General features: G+C 68.0%; 16 protein-coding genes. 7 read left to right on the plus strand and 9 right to left on the minus strand.

Annotated elements, in window-relative coordinates; translation table 11 throughout:
* Positions 1 to 385 precede the first annotated feature (385 nt).
* Entirely contained in the window at positions 386 to 775 is a 390-nt protein-coding gene (locus HTZ84_RS16315; RefSeq protein WP_174681641.1) for a HalOD1 output domain-containing protein, read from the plus strand.
* Between the two features lie 37 nt (positions 776 to 812).
* On the opposite strand, the gene radA is transcribed toward HTZ84_RS16315, so the two are convergent.
* The 6 genes from radA to htpX form a co-directional block, all read right to left on the minus strand.
* The gene (gene radA, locus HTZ84_RS16320) at positions 813 to 1,844 is read right to left on the minus strand and encodes a DNA repair and recombination protein RadA (RefSeq protein WP_008893013.1); all 1,032 of its coding nucleotides are present in this window, start codon (positions 1,842 to 1,844) and stop codon (positions 813 to 815) included.
* Positions 1,845 to 1,999: 155 nt separating this feature from the next.
* Complete coding sequence (locus tag HTZ84_RS16325) at positions 2,000 to 3,193, minus strand: outer membrane protein assembly factor BamB family protein (protein WP_174681642.1); 1,194 nt, start codon at positions 3,191 to 3,193, stop codon at positions 2,000 to 2,002.
* Positions 3,194 to 3,283: 90 nt separating this feature from the next.
* The gene (locus HTZ84_RS16330) at positions 3,284 to 4,933 is read right to left on the minus strand and encodes a sensor histidine kinase (RefSeq protein ID WP_174681643.1); all 1,650 of its coding nucleotides are present in this window, start codon (positions 4,931 to 4,933) and stop codon (positions 3,284 to 3,286) included.
* A gap of 382 nt (positions 4,934 to 5,315) precedes the next feature.
* Positions 5,316 to 5,969 carry a PspA-associated protein PspAB gene (gene pspAB / locus HTZ84_RS16335; RefSeq protein ID WP_174681644.1) on the minus strand — a complete coding sequence of 218 codons (654 nt, stop codon included), beginning with the start codon at positions 5,967 to 5,969 and terminating at the stop codon, positions 5,316 to 5,318.
* 44 nt (positions 5,970 to 6,013) lie between these two features.
* Positions 6,014 to 6,571 carry a metal-dependent hydrolase gene (locus tag HTZ84_RS16340; protein WP_174681645.1) on the minus strand — a complete coding sequence of 186 codons (558 nt, stop codon included), beginning with the start codon at positions 6,569 to 6,571 and terminating at the stop codon, positions 6,014 to 6,016.
* Between the two features lie 137 nt (positions 6,572 to 6,708).
* Positions 6,709 to 7,590 (minus strand): zinc metalloprotease HtpX, encoded by an 882-nt coding sequence (htpX, locus tag HTZ84_RS16345; RefSeq protein WP_174681646.1) that lies wholly within the window; start codon positions 7,588 to 7,590, stop codon positions 6,709 to 6,711.
* 127 nt (positions 7,591 to 7,717) lie between these two features.
* On the opposite strand from htpX, the gene HTZ84_RS16350 reads away from it, so the two are divergent.
* The 4 genes from HTZ84_RS16350 to HTZ84_RS16365 all read left to right on the plus strand — a co-directional run bounded on the left by HTZ84_RS16350 (position 7,718) and on the right by HTZ84_RS16365 (position 12,923).
* The gene (locus HTZ84_RS16350; RefSeq protein ID WP_174681647.1) at positions 7,718 to 8,479 is read left to right on the plus strand and encodes a creatininase family protein; all 762 of its coding nucleotides are present in this window, start codon (positions 7,718 to 7,720) and stop codon (positions 8,477 to 8,479) included.
* A gap of 404 nt (positions 8,480 to 8,883) precedes the next feature.
* A complete protein-coding gene (locus HTZ84_RS16355) occupies positions 8,884 to 10,530 on the plus strand; it encodes an outer membrane protein assembly factor BamB family protein (protein WP_174681648.1) in 1,647 nt (548 codons plus the stop codon).
* A 61-nt stretch (positions 10,531 to 10,591) separates the two neighbouring features.
* The gene (locus HTZ84_RS16360) at positions 10,592 to 11,797 is read left to right on the plus strand and encodes a 60S ribosomal export protein NMD3 (protein ID WP_174681649.1); all 1,206 of its coding nucleotides are present in this window, start codon (positions 10,592 to 10,594) and stop codon (positions 11,795 to 11,797) included.
* On the plus strand, positions 11,790 to 12,923 hold the full coding sequence (locus tag HTZ84_RS16365) for a class I SAM-dependent methyltransferase (protein ID WP_174681650.1): 1,134 nt from the start codon (positions 11,790 to 11,792) through the stop codon (positions 12,921 to 12,923). Before HTZ84_RS16360 ends, HTZ84_RS16365 begins: the two co-directional genes overlap by 8 nt.
* A gap of 259 nt (positions 12,924 to 13,182) precedes the next feature.
* On the opposite strand, the gene HTZ84_RS16370 is transcribed toward HTZ84_RS16365, so the two are convergent.
* Positions 13,183 to 15,033 (minus strand): helicase C-terminal domain-containing protein, encoded by a 1,851-nt coding sequence (locus HTZ84_RS16370; protein WP_174681651.1) that lies wholly within the window; start codon positions 15,031 to 15,033, stop codon positions 13,183 to 13,185.
* Positions 15,034 to 15,438: 405 nt separating this feature from the next.
* A complete protein-coding gene (locus HTZ84_RS16375) occupies positions 15,439 to 15,684 on the minus strand; it encodes a DUF7561 family protein (RefSeq protein WP_174681652.1) in 246 nt (81 codons plus the stop codon).
* Between the two features lie 80 nt (positions 15,685 to 15,764).
* Between HTZ84_RS16375 and HTZ84_RS16380 the strand changes: the two genes are divergently transcribed.
* On the plus strand, positions 15,765 to 16,796 hold the full coding sequence (locus HTZ84_RS16380) for a YkgJ family cysteine cluster protein (protein ID WP_174681653.1): 1,032 nt from the start codon (positions 15,765 to 15,767) through the stop codon (positions 16,794 to 16,796).
* Positions 16,797 to 16,903: 107 nt separating this feature from the next.
* On the opposite strand, the gene HTZ84_RS16385 is transcribed toward HTZ84_RS16380, so the two are convergent.
* Positions 16,904 to 17,077: a DUF5786 family protein gene (locus HTZ84_RS16385; protein ID WP_164722063.1), complete on the minus strand. Its 174-nt coding sequence runs from the start codon at positions 17,075 to 17,077 to the stop codon at positions 16,904 to 16,906.
* A 101-nt stretch (positions 17,078 to 17,178) separates the two neighbouring features.
* Here HTZ84_RS16385 and HTZ84_RS16390 point away from each other — a divergent pair, with 101 nt between their 5' ends.
* Positions 17,179 to 18,186 (plus strand): DUF5784 family protein, encoded by a 1,008-nt coding sequence (locus HTZ84_RS16390; protein ID WP_174681654.1) that lies wholly within the window; start codon positions 17,179 to 17,181, stop codon positions 18,184 to 18,186.
* The last annotated feature ends 37 nt before the right edge of the window (positions 18,187 to 18,223 follow it).

Raw genomic sequence — 18,223 nt, forward strand, 5'->3', positions numbered from 1 at the left:
ACACCTCGCGTCGCCGATCGGTCATCGAGACGATCCGGTTGATATTTCAGGTCCGGCATACGACCTTTAGGCCAACCTAAACCGATAAAAGTGCACCGATTTTTAGGCCAACCTAAAATATATGCCGGATGGGCTGACGGCCCCGATATTCGACGGTAGAAGGCCTGAACGGAACTCGGTGGAACACCGGATGCCGAATATGTTCACCATCCTACGAGAACGGTGGGGCGGACGGCACAGGATCGAGTTGACAGCGGACCGGGGAATTCGATCGGCCGGTCGAGGATTTCACTCGGGAGACGGTCGCAGAATAGCTGAAGTTCGAATTTCGCGACCGATTGCGGCCACAGACAGCTATATACTAACACGGAGCGTACCGTTTTCGATGATTATCCGCTCGCTGTCGACGGACTCCCCGCCGTCCGACTCGATAACCGAAGCCGTCGTCGACGCGGTGAGCGACGTCGAACGCTGCGATCCGCTGACGCTGCCGCCGCTGTGGGACGTGATCGACTCCGAAGCGCTGGACGAATTGTTCGCACCGACCAGACGTGGTCATCCTCGCGCCGGTCGCGTCGCGTTCGACTACGCAGGGTACGAGGTCACCGTCGCGGTCGACGTTCTCGAGGGCGAAGTCGTTCGAGAGGCGCAAAGCGCCTCTCGTGATGACGAGACGCCGGAGGCGTCTCGAACCACTCCCGCGAGCCAATCGGAAGCGGCCGGTTCCGATGACGGCGACGAGACGATCAGCGTCTCGCTCGAGGCGCTCGCGTAACCGACCGAAAAACGAAAATCGAACGCGGAACGGCGCGTTATTCCGGCTTCAGGCCTTCGTCCTGGACGCGCATGACGGCCTCGCCGTCGGCGAGGTTCGGCGCGTCGACCAGGCGGACGATCCGCTTGTCGCCCTTGGACTTGCGGAGGTAGATGCGGAACGTGGACTTGTGACCGAGGATGTTGCCACCGATCGGCTGGGTCGGGTCGCCGAAGAACGAGTCGGGGTTCGAGGCGACCTGGTTCGTGACGATGACGGCGGTGTTGTAGAGGTTGCCGACCTTGTCTAAGTCGTGGAGGTGCTTGTTGAGCTTCTGCTGTCGGTCCGCGAGTTCACCGCGGCCGACGTACTCGGCGCGGAAGTGGGCGGTCAGCGAGTCGACGCAGAGCAGGCGGACGGGGTACTCCGAGTCCTCGTGCTCGCCCGCGAGTTCCTTGGCCTTCTCGGCCAGCAGCATCTGGTGGTTGGAGTTGAACGCCTTCGCGACGTGGATCTTGTCGAGGACGTCCTCGACGAGTTCGTCGACGGCGGCCTCGTCGTCGGCCGAGCCCTCGATCTCGCGGTCCTCGAGCGTCGCGTTGATGGCCTCGTCGGGCAGGCCGCGGACCATGTCGTCGATTCGCTCGGGGCGGAACGTGTCCTCGCTGTCCACGAAGATCGCACAGCCGTGGAGGCCGCCGACCTCCTTGGGTAGCTGGACGTTGACCGCCATCTGGTGGGTGACCTGGGACTTGCCGGCCCCGAACTCACCGTAGACTTCGGTGATCGACTGGGTCTCGATGCCGCCGCCGAGGAGGTCGTCGACCTCGTCGATGTGCCAGCTCAGTTTGCCGATCTCGTTTCGTCGCTCGAGGACGGTCGAGCCGGTCTCGAAGCCGCCGATGTCGGCCGCGTCGCGGGCGGCGCGGACGATGTCGGACGCGGTGGACTCGCCGACGTCCGCCGTGTTCGACAGTTCCGAGGGCGAGGCGACGGCGAGACTCTGGAAGGAATCGAAGCCAGCGTCGTGGAGCTTGTCTGCGGTTGCCGGTCCGACGCCGGGGAGCGTCTCGAGGTCTGCTTCAGGCATATCCACTCCTTGTGCCGGACCCCTCATAAACCCTCGTTAACAGGGAAGTGAAAGTGAAACTGTGGGCGGGCACGGGGGTCGCTCGCGGATCCATCAGCAGGTTTATCAGAAATACCGAGACCGAACCGCGGACGAAACGAGCGGTTCTCGGCCGGTCACGGCGTCGACCGATCGGACTCCCACTCGAGGCGGTGGAGCCGACCGTCGTCGGTTCCGACGAACAGCGCGTCGGCGGCGAGCGCGGGCGTTCCCGCGACCCCGCGTTCGAGGTCGACGAACCAGTCCAGATCGCAGTCCTCGGCGTCGCCGGAGACGTCGACGCCGTACAGCGAGCCGGTGGCGTCGCCGATACAGAGCACGTCGCCGGCGACGACGGGACTCGAGCGAACCGGGCCGTCGAGGGCGACGCCCTGCTTCGAGAACAGCCACCCCCGCAGTTTGCGCCGGCCGAAGGTGGTGTCGGTGACGTGGAGGTAGCCGTCGGCGGCGCCGGCGAACGTCGCGTCGGCCGCGGGGAGGACGGTCGGGGACGACGTGAACGCGTCCCGGATCTCGTAGGTGAACCACGACTGCCCGGTGTCGGCGTGGAACGCGACCAGCGTGCCGTCCTCGTCGGCGACGTACACCCGTCCGTCGGCGACCGTCGGCCCGTCGACGATCGCGCCGCTGGTCGGTGCGTTCCACAGTTTCTCGCCCGTGTCAGCCTCGAGCGCGATCACCGTCCCGGCGTCGGTGCCGACGTAGACTCGATCCCGGTCGACCACCCCCTCGTCCATCTCGGCGTCGTCGAGCGACAGCAGGTCGATCTCCGTTTCGTCGGGGTCCGCTCCCCACTCCCGTCGCTCCCGGTCCGCGGCGCGGTCGACCGCCGGCGCGCCGGCGACCGCGGTCTCGGTCTCGTGGGTCCAGACGCGGGTGCCCGTCTCGGCCTCGAGCGCCGAGAGGCCGGCCGCGTGGCCGGCGTAGAGCAGGCCGTCGGACAGCGCGAGCGGCGACTCGAGCGCGCCCGCGAGTTCGGTTTCCCAGCGCTGCTCGCCTGTCCCGGGGTCGAGCGCGCGAACGATCCCGTCGCCGACGGCGAGGTAGAGGCCGTCGCGTCCGACGACCGGCGCCGTCTTCACTTCGCCTTCGGTCTCGACCGTCCAGCGACGGCGGCCGGTCTCGCGCTCGAAAGCGTAGCAGTCGCCCCGCCGCGTGCCGACGAAGACGGTGTCCCGGTCGAGAACCGGCGACTCCGGCGGGCCGGCGAGGTCGGCCGTCCAGGCTTTCGTGACGCGGTCCGGTCCCGCTGCGTCGCGACGGACGCCCGAACGGTGCGGGTCGCCCTTGAACTGGTTCCAGTCGCTCACTGGATGGTGCTACCGAACGGACGGGTATTAATCGATGCGACCGCGGCGAATCGATGCCGCCGCTCGAACTCGCCGGATCGAACCCGCTCGTCAGGAGGAGGCGGACTCCAACTCGGTCGACTCGAGACCGGTGAACTCGAAGCGGACGCCCCCCGAAGGGCTCTCGCCGACCGAGACGTTCCAGCCGTGGGCCTCGGCGATGCTTCGGACGATGTTGAGTCCGAACCCGGTACCCGAATCGCTCGTCGTGTACCCCATTTCGAACACCGACTGGCGACTCGCGGCCGGGATTCCGGGGCCGTCGTCTTCGACGACGAACCCCTCGTCCGTCCGGCGGACGGTCACGGTCACCGCCGGGTCGGCGCTCGCCGTGCGTTCCGCGCCCTCGTCGGCCGCGGGCCGGCCGTTCGTCGTGCCGTGCTCCAGGGAGTTTCGAAACAGGTTCTCGAGGAGCTGCTGCAGTCGGTCTCGGTCGCAGGAGATGACGCCGAGGTCGCCGTCGATCCGGAGCGCCGCCGCGGACGTCCCGACCGTCGACCACGCCGCCTCGACGACGGGACGAAACGGGACGCGCGTGCAGTCGTCGACCAGCTTGCCCTGTCGCGCGAGCGTCAACAGATCGCCGATGAGGGCGTCCATCCGGGTTAGCGCATCCGCGGCCTGATGGAGGGAGTCGTCGTCGTGCTCCTCGAGCGCGAGCTCGAGGTTGCCCGCCACGACGTTCAGCGGGTTTCGGAGGTCGTGGGAGACGACGCCGGCGAACGCGTCCAGCCGCTCGTTCTGCCGGGCCAGTTCGCGCTCGCGTTCCGCGAGGCGCTCGCGCGTGTCGATCGAGGCGATGGCGTGACCGATCGTCTCCCCGAGTTCCGCGAGCACCTCCCGCTCGTGGTCGCCGAACACGTTCCGGCGGTCCGCGTAGATGCTGAAGAACCCGTAGACGGTGTCGCCGTGATCGATCGGGACGACCGCGAGCGACTCGACGCCGTGGCTCTCCATCTGGTCCCACCACGGCTCCATCGTCGGATCCTCGAACACGTTCGGCACGGACTGAAGTTCGCGAGTCTTGATCGCGCGCCCGCCGGCGCCGGTTCCGGTCGGGCTGTCGTCGACCGAAACCTCGAGCGACTCGAAGTACTCGTCGTCGAACCCGGACCACGCCGCGGGGCGAACGTGGGCGTCGCCCTCGTCGTACCGGCCGATCCAGACGGCCTCGTAGGGATCGGATTCGCTCAGTTGGTCACAAACCGCCTGCTCGAGTTCCGCCCGCTCCGTCTTGTCCACCAGCTCCCGCGTCGCGATCCGAAGCGTGTCGTTGATCCGATTTAACTGTTCGATCGACTGCTGGCGCTCCAGCCCCCGGACGTCGTAGATACCGACCAGCAGGCCGACGAGCGCGCCGACGGTCGCGACGTTGACCATCGCCGCGAGCGGGTTCAAAAGCGAGACCCTGCCGGCGACGGTCGCGGCGAACAGCCACGCGCCAAGCGCCGAGAGCGCCAGCACGCCCGCGCAGGTCCACGCCAGTATCCGCCCGGCGAACCGCGCGGAGAACAGCCGGCCTCGAGCGAGCGGGACGCCGACGGCGACCAGTCCGAGAGACAGCAGGAAGGGGGTCACCGCGACGAGCGCCCGCGCCGACGCCCCCCGCAGGTCGACGAGGGTGGTCAGGTGGAACACCGAGAGAACGAACCCTGCAGCGACGAGGAGCCGGCCCGCGAGCGGGTTGGAAACACCTCTCATTACACCGGTCGTTCGGTAATACGGAGCCGCGACTATAGGTACTCCGGCCGAGCGGGTCAGCCGTCTACCCGTGGTTCCGAACGGACGACTGACCGGTGATCGGACGCCGAGAAACGGACGCGAGCGGTCGGACAGACGCGACGCTGTTCGAGGCCGTGACTACCGGAAACGGGTGGGAAGCGGCAGGAAAAGGGGGGGCAACTGGTGTATGGCGCAGTTGGTGATGATGTGGCTTGGAGTGATTCCTGCCGTGTCTCCGAGTATGGCGTGGTCGGGCATAGCGGTGATGCCAACACGATTTGGTATCGGCCCGAACGGCGGTTCGGCAGGGACAGCGCGCTCGAGTCGAAAGCGCGAGAACGACGACCGACGCTCGGCCGGCTCACTCCCAAGGGTGGGTCCCGCCCTCGCTGGGCCAGAGCGGATACCAGTACTCCTTGTCGCGTTCGATCTCGAGTTCGCCGTCCAGTGTCGACTCGAGTTTGAACTCCGCGCTCGAGTCGCGCTCCCGGCCCGAGCGGGGGGCGAACGGATAGAATCGGCCGCGGCGGAACGAGTAGATCCAGTAGGCGGGCTCCGTCACTTCGGCGGCTTCGCCGCCTCCGTCTCGATGCCGCAAAGCGGCATCGCCCTTCTCGTAGGCGAACACCGCCGCGAGCAGCCGCGAGCCGTAGCCGCGTTCGATGAACGTGTCCGCGGCGAAGTGCATGCTCGTGATGAGGTCCTCCGGGTCGTCGTCTCGGAGGACGACCCAGTGGTAGCCGTGGTCGTCGCTGGTGACCGAGAACTCGGTGCCGGTCTCCTCGCGGCCGGCCTCGAGGATGGCCTCGACCTCGTCGACGGCGTCGCGAAAGCTCGCCGAGTCGACGCCGGAGAAACAGAGTGCGCCGACGTCGGCCGACTCGTAGCCCAGATCGGCCTCCATCGTCATGTAGGCGGTGCTCATCCCGAACAGGTCCTCGGGGTCGGCGTCGCGTCTGGCGTCGGTCTCGGCGCGCAAGCCGAGCACGGAGCGGAGTCCGTCGAGTAGTCCCATACGTTACCGTTCGAAGGCGACCGGATAGAAAGCATCGTTCGCGATCAGCCGACGCGCCACCGCGTCTCGTAGGGATACCGCTCGGCGCGGTAGAGGGCGACGTGAACGACGAGCGCGATGACGATCAATCCGAGGTTCACCGGCGTCGAGTCGTAGGCGACGATATTGAGGACGACCTCGTCGCGGTACAGCGGCCAGAGGGGTGCGATCCCCGCGTCCGGTTCGGCCGAGAGCAGATCAACCCCGATGTGGCTGAGCCCGCCGGCCCAGAACGCCGCCGTCGTGAACACGAACGTCGTCCCCGGGGTGATCGAGTCGCTGTGGATCAGCCGATTGGCGTTCAGGACGGGCGTCAACGCGTACGCGGCGCCGACGCCGAAGACGACGCCCACGGCCAGCATGAACGGCACCGTGTGGGTGATCCCGTGGTGCTGGAGCAACGGGTGCACGAAGTGCTCTCGGAGGAAGAGATCGACGTCGGGGAGCAGCGCCGTCGCCTGCGTCAGGACGGCGAAGGTGACCGCGGGACGGCGCCCCCACAGGAGCCACGCTGGGACCGCGAAGAGGAGGGCCATCGCGACGTGACCGATCGGTTCGACCATGCCGGTACGGTCCGTCGATTCACGCTTACGTAATCGCCGCCATGCGAATACCCGGGAGGGATGAGTCCAACTCGAACGGAACGTGTTCGGGAGAAGCGGTCGGCGCGTCGATCAGAGTGAACGTCCGGGGCTCTCGATTACGCGGCGAGTTCGCGCTCGAGCGAGCGGAGCTGTTCGACGCGCTTCTCGGTCGGCGGGTGGGTGCTGAAGAGGCGGCCGACGACGCCGGACTTGATCGGGATGATGAAGAAGGCGTTCATCTCGGCCTCCTCGCGCATGTCCTCCTTCGGCACCTTGTCCATCTCGCCGGAGATCTTCAGCAGCGCCGAGGCGAGCGCGGAGGGGTTGCCGGTGATGGCGGCCGCGCCGCGGTCGGCGGCGTACTCGCGGTACCGCGAGAGCGCCCGGATGAGCAGGTAGCTGATGATCCAGACGACCAGCGAGACGAGGATAGCGACGACGATGCCGCCGCCCCCGCCCTGCCGGCCGCGGCCGTGACCGCCGCCGAAGAACGCGCCCCAGCGGACGATCATGAACGCGATGGTCGAGAGGAACGAGGCGATGGTCATCACCATCATGTCCCGGTTCTTGACGTGGGCGAGTTCGTGGGCGAGCACGCCGTCGAGTTCGTCCCGATCGAGCGTGCGCATGATCCCCGTCGTCACGCAGACGGCCGCGTTCTTCTGGTTGCGGCCGGTCGCGAAGGCGTTCGGCACCTCGGAGTCGACGACCGCGACCTTCGGTTTCGGGAGGTCGGCCTGCTGCGAGAGCCGCTCGATCGACGCGTGCAGTTCGGGATACTCGTCGGCCGAGACCGTCTTCGCACCCATGCTCCGCAACGTGAGCGTGTCGCTGAAGTAGTACTGGACCAGCGACATCCCGCCGAACAGGACGACGAAGACGACGAAACTACCCATGTACGCGGCGATTACGCCCGCGAAGACGATGTACAGCGCGAACAGCAGAAACATCGTCAGGAACATCCGGAAGCGTAATCCCCAGTCCGCCTGCCAGTTCATAGCTGGACGAAGGGGCTCCGGAGAAATAAGTGCCCTGACGAGACGCGCGACGGGACACCGTCCGGGTCGACGGCGACGGCGCGCACGAAAGACGTATTTTCGTTGACCAATTCTGCCGAACCAGGAAATGTCTGCCCCCAGTTCGGTTCGCCTCGAGGAGCGTACCTGGCCGGAAGTCGAAACGGCGCTCGAGAACGGACGACGAACGGCGATCGTGGCGGTCGGTTCGATCGAGCAGCACGGACCCCACCTGCCGCTGAACATGGACGCGTTGGACGGCGACGAGCTCTCGCGGCGCATCGCCGAAGAACTCGGTGACGCGCTGGCCGCGCCGACGATTCGTCCCGGGTGCTCCGGCCACCACATGGAGTTTCCGGGCACGATCACGGTCCCGCCGGAGACGCTGATGGATCTGATCCGCGCCTACTGCCGCTCCCTGGACGACCACGGGTTCGAGCACGTCGTCCTCGTGCCGACCCACGGCGGGAACTTCGCGCCGGTCTCGACCGTCGCGCCCGACATCGCCCGCGAGATCGACGCGAACGTGATCGCGCTCGCGGACCTCGACGACCACATGGCCCTGTTGAACGAGGGGCTCCGCGACGCCGGGATCGACTACCAGGAGGACGTCATCCACGCCGGGGCCGCCGAAACAGCCATGATCCTCGCGATCGACGAGGGATCGGTCCGGACGGATCGGCTCGAGGCGGGGCCGGAGGGATCGATCTCCACCGCGCGCTTGCTCAGCGAGGGGTTCGAATCGATCACCGAAAACGGCGTGTTGGGCGATCCCGACGAAGCGACCGCCGAGGCCGGCGAGGCGATTTTCGACGCCGTCACCGACGCCTACGTCGAGCGGATCGAGGCCGAACGCGACGCGGTTCGATGACGGTTTCGTCGGTCCGACCCGGGTCCGAAATCCGCGTCGGGAGATCGGAACGTAACTGGGTTCTGAGATACAGGGTCAGCGATCGGTCGGACCCCTTCATTTCGCATGGAGACACCGGTACGGGAGGACGTCCGACGGATCGAGACCCACCGCCGCCTGACGCTCGTCCGACTGATTCGAGGGATGTCGATCGACGCCGGCTGTCGCCGACCTCCTTCGTTTCGTGTGGAGTAGCCAACTGGTCGGGTGCGGTCACCGTTCGAGGAGAAGCGCCGATATCGGCGCCTGTTTCGGCCGGACGCGCCGACAGTTGTCACTGTGAGAACTGTTACAGTCACTGATTCGGAGGTGACAACGATTCTACCAAGTCGATAGCTATTGACTCGAGTGCCCGACGGCTGGCCATGGTCGAACGCGAAAGACGACGAGTGCTGCAGTACGCGGGACTCGCGATCGCAGGTGGATCGCTCACGACTAGCGCCGCGGCTGCCGGAGAGGGGGACGAACCGGCGTCGATCGGAGAAGCCGCCGGCTGGTCGTCGGTGGGCGGCAACCCGGGGAACAACGCCGCCATTCCCGAGAGCGGGCCGGAAGCGCCGGTCACCGTCGCCTGGGAGTACGATCACGGCGGCCCGACCGCGGTCGTCGACGGCACGGTCTATCTGACGACCGGCGGCGAAGTTCACGCGCTCGACGCCGCCGACGGCTCGGTCGAATGGAAGACCGACGATATCGGCGCGAGCGGGACGCCCGCGGTAACGGACGAGGCGGTGTACGTCGGCGGCGGACGCCTGGCGAAGATCGAACGCGACGGCACGCTCTGTTGTCAGGCCAACTTCGGCTCCGACGAGGCGATTCCGTCGCCCGTCGTCGCGGACGGGCTCGTCCTCGTCGTCACGGACGGGACGCTCTACGCCGCCGACGCTCGCGACCTCACGGTCCAGTGGCGGTTCGACCCGGCCGACGGAACGCTGTACGAACAGCCGGTCGCCGTCGGCGGCGGCGCGGTGTTCGCCACGAGCGAGTCGCGGCTGTTCGCTCGCGAACTCGCGGACGGATCCGAGCGCTGGACCGACGACGACCCGGCGGGAACGGACGAGTACAGTCGCTTTACGGCGCCCACCGACAGGCAGGTCAGTCACCCCGTCGCGACAGACGACGTCGTCGTCGTCGGCAGCGTGGACTCGACGCCGGATGCGGTATGGTGGAACGGCTACACGTCGATCTACGGCGCGGAAACCGGCGTGAAACACACGAACAGCGAACGGGCGCCGACCACGCCCGGACCGATCACCGACGAGCAGTTCTTCGCCCGAACGATGCACGATCTGTACGGGTTCGACCGGGAGACCGGCGGGAAGAGCTGGGAGACGCCGTACAACATGTACCACGTTTCGTCCGCGGTCGTCACCGACGGGATCGTCTACGCGAGCGCGACGATCAACGGAGATGCCTACGGGCCGGAGGACATGCCCGAACCCGAGACCGGCGTCTACGCCTTCGACGAGAACGGCGAGGTCGCGTGGGCGATCGGCACCGACGAACGGCCGACTCTGGCGCTGGCCGACGGAACGATTTACGCCAGCGGTGAGACGCTGCGCGCGATCCGATCCGAAGCGGACGAGGCCGGCGACGAGTCAGACGGCGACGAGTCGGACGGCGAGGGCGACACCGGTGACGACGATCCGGAAGGCGACGGCGGCGACGCCGAAGACAGCAGTGAGGGAGCGAACGGCGACGAGGAAGCGGCGGAATCCGACGACGGACCGACGAACGAAACCGGACAAAACTCCGGTTCTGACGACGTAGACGGCGGAAACGGGACGAACGAGGAGGGCTCCGCATCCGAGGGGTCCACCGGCACGACCGACGGATCGAACGGCGACGACGCGAGCGGTGACGGCAACGATACCGCTACCGAGGACGACGGCGACGGCATGCCGGGATTCACCGCGGGAGCGGGGATCGCCGGCGGCGCGCTCTCGGTCGAGTGGCTCCGCCGACGCGAAACCGACGAGGGGTCGGAGGCCGCCGACGAGCGGAACTCGTAGCCCGGCCCCCGCCGCGGAGAGCGCGGCGCTTAACTCCGCGAGACCCCAAACGGGGACACTAATGAGTGAGTCGCGTGCGTTCTGTCCCCGGTGCGGGGATCCCGTTCCGGAGCGATCGGCAGCCGACGCGGACGACGAAACCGCCGCGGATCCGCTCCGGCCGGGCGCGGAGGTCGAACTCTGCGATTCGTGTTACTTCGAGAGCTTCGACTTCGTGGACGCGCCGGATCGGATCGACGTCCGGGTCTGCGCCCAGTGCGGGGCGGTCTACCGCGGGAACCGGTGGGTCGACGTCGGCGCGCAGGATTACACCGACATCGCCATCGAGGAGGTCAGCGAGGCGCTGGCCGTCCACGTCGACGTCGAGGACGTCGCCTGGCAGGTCGAGCCCGAACAGATCGACGAGAACACCATCCGGATGCACTGTTACTTCACGGGCGTCGTCCGCGGAACGCCCGTCGAGGAACAGGTGATGGTCCCCGTCAAGATCGCCCGCCAGACCTGCCTGCGCTGCGGGCGGATCGCCGGCGACTACTACGCCAGTATCGTCCAGATCCGCGCCGAGGATCGGACGCCGACGGCCGAAGAGACGGATCGCGCGAAGGAGATCGCCAACACCGTCGTCGCCGACATGGAGGCGACCGGCGACCGCAACGCCTTCGTCACCGAGATGGGTGAGGTCGACGAGGGGCTGAACATCAAGGTCTCGACCAACAAGATCGGCAAGAAGATCTCGAACAAGATGGTCGAGGAGTTCGGCGGCACCGTCAACGACGCCGAGACGCTCGTGACGGAGGACGAGGACGGCAACGAGGTCTACCGGGTCACCTTCGCCGTCCGCCTGCCGCCCTACACCCCCGGCGACGTCATCGACCTCGCCGACGACGACGGCGGGCCCGTGATCGTCCGCAGCGCCCGCGGCAACCTCAAGGGCGTCCGCGCGACGACCGGCGAGCGCTACGAGGCCGGCTACGAGGAGGGGAACGCGCCCGACGCCCGGAAACTCGGCGACCTCGAGGACGCCGTCGAGACCACGGTCGTCACCGTCGAGGACGAGAACGCCGTGCAGGTGCTCGATCCCGAGACCTACCAGGCGACGACCGTCTCCCGGCCGGACTACTTCGATCCCGAGGCCGAAACGGTGCCCGTCCTGAAGAGCCGCGCCGGGCTGCACATCTTGCCCGATCCCGACCCCGAGACGGGCGACGAGGCGGACGACCCCGGCCACTACGATCCGTACGCGACCCGCGGCGAGGACGATGTCTGAGGAACCGGACGCGATCGACGTCCTCGAGCGCGCGGAGGCGGACGCGCCGCTCGCGGCGATCGTCGAAAAGCCCCGCGCCGAGACGGCCATCGAGTCGCTGCGCGCCGAGGGCGTCTACGACGATTCGCGGACGGTCCGTGAGGACGGTTCCGACAAGGTCGCCCTCCCCGTCACCGAGCCGCCCGCGGAGACCCGCGTCCTCGAGGTCGTCCGCCAGCTCGAGCCCGAGCCCCGCAGCCCCGACCTCGAGGACCTGCTTTCCGACCGCGGCTGGACCGACGCGCAACTCGAGGCGGCGCCGGGCTCGTGGGCCGTGATCGGTTCGGTGATCCTCGTGACGGTCCCCGAGGGCTGTCCCGACGAGGCGGAACTCGGCGAGGCCCTGCTCGAGCTCCACGGCGAGGCCGACAGCGTGCTGGCCGACGAGGGGATCGCGAACGACGGCGCGGCCGGCACCTACCGCGAACCCAGGACCCGGCTGATCGCCGGCGAGCGCGACACCGACACGATCCACACCGAACACGGAACCCGCTACGGTCTCGATCCCGCGAAAGTGATGTTCTCGCCGGGAAACCAGGCCGAACGGGCCCGGATGGGCGAACTGGGGAGTACCGACGAGCACGTCTTCGACATGTTCGCCGGAATCGGCTACTTCACCCTCCCGATGGCCCGGGCCGGCGCGCGGGTGACCGCGACCGAGATCAACCCGACCGCCTTCCGCTACCTGCTCGAGAACGCCGTGCTCAACGACGTCGGCGACCGCGTCGACGCCTACATGACCGACTGTCGGGAGCTCGCGGCCGAACTCGAGGCCGACCGCGTGGTGATGGGCTACTACGGCAGCGGCGGCTCTGACGAAGCGGCCGGCGAGGAAGGCGACGGAGACGGAGCCCGCACGGACGAGGCCCACGAGTTCCTCCCCGACGCCCTCGAGGCGCTGTCGCCCGGCGGCGTCGTCCACTACCACGAGGCGACGCCCGAATCCCGGCTCTGGGACCGTCCGCTCGAGCGGCTCGCGGCCGCGGGCGAGGCCGCCGGTCGCGAGTTCGAGGTCCTCGAGAAGCGCCGCGTCAAGAGCCACAGCGCCGGCGTCGCTCACGTCGTCGTGGACGCGCGGTTCGAGTGACAGAGGAGTGAGACAGCGGCGCAGGATGGTCGAGCGACCCGAACGGTCGTGACATTCATACCGGAGTAGTGAGTGCCATCCGGTATGGATCGGAACCAAATTATCGCCCTCACCTTCGCAATCCTGATGGTCTCCTCGATGGTCGCGTGGGGCATCACCGCGCTCTAGGCGCGCATCGCCGTCGCTGCGAACGCGTCAACAACTCTTCTCGGAGCCGTATTTTCGCCTGGAAGTCTCGTCGCGAGCGTCGACGAGAGGACTAGCCGTCCGTGTCCCAGACGTCGGCGACCGGACTCGAGTTCGAGTTCGACGACCGGCCGGACCGACGGGAGCGCGAGCGCGTCCGCGATCGTTCGGTTCTCGTACCCCGTTCGGATCCGCCGGCGTCGTCGGATCCGCCGCCTCGCGCCGATGACGCGCCGCCGTCGCCGAGGGCGTCCCCGGGCCGGAACTCGGGTAGGTCGGGGCGCTCCATCCGGACGACCTGCGCCTCGAACCAGTCGGGCATGTCCGTCCGAGCGCGATCGAACAGGTCCAGCAGACTCGAGTCCGCGAGGTACGTCGCGCCGTGGTCGTCGGGGGCCCGGACGACCCGGCCGCAGGCCTGGATGACGGTCCGCAGGGCGGTGCGGTAATACCACGCCCACTGCCCCTCTTCGAGTCGGTGGGCGACTCTCGAGTCGCCGGTGTTGAGGAACGGGGCCTTACAGAGCACCTGCCAGCGACAGAGGTCGCCTTTCAGATCCAGCGCCTCCTCCATCTTCACCGAGAGGAAGACGTCGGGGTCGTCGCTGGCCTTCCAGCCGTCGAGGGCGGCGTCGCGGCCGTCCCGGTCGTGGGTCCGGATCCGGTCGCCGACGCCGAAGTCGGTAAGGAGGTCGGCGAGTCGCTCCTGAATGTCGTAAGAGTGGGCGTGGATCAGCCCCTTCTCGTCGGGGTGGCGCTGCATGAGCCGGACGATCGTGCGGGCGATCTTCGGCGTCGTGTCGTCGCGCTGTTCGTAGGTCATCTTCCCCTGCGTCACGTCGTACAGCGGCCGGTTCTCGACGGGGAAGGTGTGTTCGACGTCGACCAGCGCGACGTTCTCGGGAGTCAGCCCGACCTGCCGGCAGAACGCGTCCTTGTTGAGGATCGTCGCAGACAGCAGCGCGAACTTGTTGCCTCGGTCCCAGACGGTGTGCTGGAGGTACTTCTCGGGGTTCATCGGCTTGATCGTCAGGGGGCCGCCCGCGGGGTCGTCGTCGCCGTCGGCGTCGCCGCTCGTCCGGGACCGCGACGGCTCGGACTGGTCGACCAACCACGTCGTCGGGCTCTGGGGATCGCGGTAGTCCGAGACGAACCAGTCGAGTTCGCCGATGAGTTCCTGCAGCCGGTCGCGTTCGCGGACCTCGGCGGGCGTCAGAGAGTCCTGTGCGAGCAGGTCGTCCTTGCGCCGCCCGCACTTCTGGGCGAGGTTCTCGGCGTACCGGACGGCCCGATCGAGGTCGTCGATCTCGGGGACGCGCAGGTCGTCCCAGAAGGGGACGGTCCGCGGTCCGAGCTGAATCGTCGCGTACATTTCGGCCCACTCGGCCAGCCCGTGGGCCTCGTCGACGACCACGACGTCGCGTTTGCGGAAGACTTCGCTGCCCGCGGTCTGCATGAAATAGGCCAGCGTCATCGCGGCGATATTGCGGTTCGACGCGATCGCGCGGTCCGAGAAGTAGGGACAGCGGTGCTTGACCGAACAGTCGTACCCCCGCTCGCGGACGCAGGGGGCCTGATTGACCGGCGTGTCGCGCTCGTCGGGGAGGATACAGGAGTAGTTGGACTTCCCGCGGATGACGTTCAGGTCCGCCAGCAGGTCGTCGGCCGCGACGTCGTCCAACTGCGAGACCTGCGGGGTCGTGTAGTAGGCGCCGGTCGCGTCGCTCGGGTCGGCGTCGTCGGTCTCCCGCGCACAGCCCGCGACCGCGCGGGCGAGCAGGGACTTGCCGCTGCCCGTCGGCGCTCGGACCAACACCACGTCGTTGCCGGCCGCGAAGGCGTCCTGAATGTCGCGGAGGGCCTGCTCCTGGGTCCCGCGGTAGCTGGGCGCGGGAAACTCCTCGAAGATCCGCTCGGGGTTCACCGTTCGATGCACCGCGCGGCCGCGTCCTAAAGGCTACGAACCGTCGCGCGCGATGCAGTCGGCGAACTCGAGCCGAACGTCCGGGTTCGGACTCGAGACGAGCGGCCGAACCGCGAAACCGGACACTACGGGGCGTCCGACGGCGGAATCCCCCGCGGTATGTGGCGGCTACCGGACGATAGGCGGGCGATTACGAATAGGAACGCCGCCCTTCGGTTCGGGTACGGAAGGGCGCTCGGCCGCGCCGGCCGCCCCCTTCCGCGTGCGGCCCTCGACGCTGCGGCGATCGCGGTCGCGGTCTGTGGCTCACGCGCACCCGCGATCGATCTCGCGATCGGTGCGACTCGCGTCGCGCTCGCGACGGCGGTCCACCCGTCAACCGATCGCGCTAACCCGATTTTTCGGTCACTGAACGCCGAGCTGCGAGCTCCCCTCGTCGACCTGCTCGAGTCTCGCTACGTCGTCGGCCGTCGGTTCGTCGGGCAGAGCCTCGATACAGGGGTAACACAGCAGGTGTTCCGACCCGTCGGCCAACTCGAGGGTCATCGCGGTTCCGTCGCTGCCGTCGTCCTCGCCGAACGTCCAGAGGTTGGCGATGCCGCCGGCGACCGAGACCGTTCGTCCGCAGCCGTCGCAGGTGTTCCGTGCCATACCCGAAACTGTGCGCCGTGCGCTGAAAGTCGTTCTCCCGCGCCAGATGGGTTTTACGTCCCCCCGTGCTACCGCCGCGTATGGAGGTCCACTGCGAGGGCTGTGCGGGCTGTTGCATGGACTGGCGACCGCTGCTCGAGGACGGCGAGAGCGCGACCGACGCCGCCGGGGCAGCGAACAAGCGACGGCACCGGCCGTTCGACGACGGCGAGGGCGACGGCCGGCCGCCGATCGACGACGACGCCAACTTCGTCGCCCTCACCCGCGACGAGGTCCGCGAGTTCCTCGAGGCGGGAATGGCGCCGGCCCTGACGCCGCGGTTCTGGCGCGCTCGCGACGGGAGCGAGGGCGTCGAGATCGACGGCCGCAGCGTCGCCGCCGTCGCCGGTCGACCGGTCTTCTTCGTCGGCCTCCGGAAGCCGCCCAAACCGGTCGCCCCCTTCGACCGCGAGGAACCGGCGTGGCTCCCGACCTGCGTCTTCCTCGACCCGACGACGCTGCAGTGTCGCATCCACGGCAGCGACCGCTTTCCCGACGAGTGCGGCGCCTATCCGGCGCACAACCTCGCGCTCGAGCAGGAGACCGAGTGCGAGCGCGTCGAGGCCGCGTTCGGCGGCGAGCGCCTGCTCGAGGCGGACGTCGACCCGGATCTCGACGGCCTGCTGTTTGGATCGCAGGCGCTCGGCGCGAAACTGTTCGCCCATCCCCGACCCGAGGACCTCGAGGGAATCGTCGAGCGGACCGCCGCGGGAACGCTGACGGCCGCCGACCGCGCGGAGTGTCTGGCCGTCGCCGCGGCCTCGAGCCCCGGCACGCTCGCGACGTCCGACTACCACTACGAGTGGGGGAAGGAGCGAGCGCTCGAGGCCGCGCCGGACGGTGCGGCCGTTCGTCGTGACTCGAGCGACGACCGCGACGCGGGTGACGACCGGAGCGGCGACGCCCCCGACTCGAAGCGGGACCGCGCCGAGTCGTGGGTCGGGCCGGCGATCCGGGAGTGGCACCGGCGACGGGCGACGGCGGACGGGACGGTTCCCGACCCCGACGTCGCTACTGAGATCGAGGACGACCGCGGCGCGCCCGGAACGCCGGGCTGGGACGCCCTCGAGTGAGCGGGCGGCGATTCCACGGACTGCTGGGACGGCCCGGACCCGGACGCGTCGCTATCGACGTGACGCCGAGATTCCAACGGGAAGAAAACGGCGGAATGCGGGTCGCACTATTCCGATTTCATCTGTTCGAACTGGTCGAGTAGCGCTTCGGCCGACTCGCCGGAGTCGTACTCGACTTCGCCGTGATAGATCGTCCGCTCGTCGTCGAAATCGGCGTCGACTCTGGACGCCTGCTGCTCGCGTCGCTCGTGTTCGTCTTCGTCATAGGCACCCATTGACATGGCAAGTATACACACGTAGGCGGGTCTCGATCATTAATGTAACGGTCAATCATATCAATCCGACACGTAACACGTATGCACCCCGCCGGCGTAGTGAGAACGTGGCACGGCCGCTTCGCTTTCGGTATTCGCCCGCCTCCTGGAGCGAGGAGAAAGTCCGACACGAGATCCTCCAGCCGCTCCGGTCGAACATCGGGGCCCGCGCAGTGGCGCCGCGGTTCGACATCGGCGCCGACTGGGAGACGCACCGTTTCGAGATGCAAAACGGCGACGTCGCGCTGTTCGCGCGAAACGGCGGGGAGGCCTACTGGATGGGCAACACCGAGACGCCCTCGTCGCTGTGGAAGACCGACAAGTTCGGCTGGCGGGAAGTCCCCTATCACGTCTCGCGGTGGACCCAGCGGGAACTGCTCTCGACGCTCCACGAGGAGGATCCGTGGCTGGTCGACTACCCGCACCTCTCGTGGTTTTTCCTCCCCGTCTTCATGTCCAAGGACGGCCGCGAGTCGACGCGAGCGTTCTTCCGCGAACACGCCGCCGGCTTCCCCGACGCCGGGCGGCGCGAGACGACCGAGTTCTTCGAGGATTTCCTCCGGACCGGCGTCTTAGACGAGTACCGACACGTCATGTCGGGGAAACTGGGGACCAGCGACCACGTCGATCGCGTTCGCATGAGCGCCGCGATGGCCGAGTTCATCGCCGCGAAGATCCTCACGGACGCCGGCTACGCCGTCGAACCCGAAATCGAGGTCACGACCGGACACTCGCTGGATTTCCGCGCCGAGGACGAACGGACCAACGTCCTCGTCGAGGTGACCCGTCCCCAGCCGCCGATCAACCGCGCGGCGGCGGGGCCCGTCGCCGCCGTCCGCGACACCGCCGAGACCAAGACCAACGGCCAACTGGCCGAACACGGCGGCGGCGCCGTGCTGTTCGTCGACTGCTCGAGTTTTCGCGACGACGCCTGGAACGCCGTCCGCGCCGAACAGCCCGACGTGCGCCACCGGCCGGCCGTCGTCTATCGCGTTCGCCCGGACGGCCGCGCCGAGGGGTACACGAAGGGCCGGGTCCCACTCGATCTGGCGGGTGCGGTCGACATCCTGAACTGATCGCTCCCGCTCGCGGTGAGTGACGGAAACGAAACGG

Source organism: Haloterrigena gelatinilytica (assembly GCF_013342145.1).
Lineage (GTDB): Archaea > Halobacteriota > Halobacteria > Halobacteriales > Natrialbaceae > Haloterrigena > Haloterrigena gelatinilytica.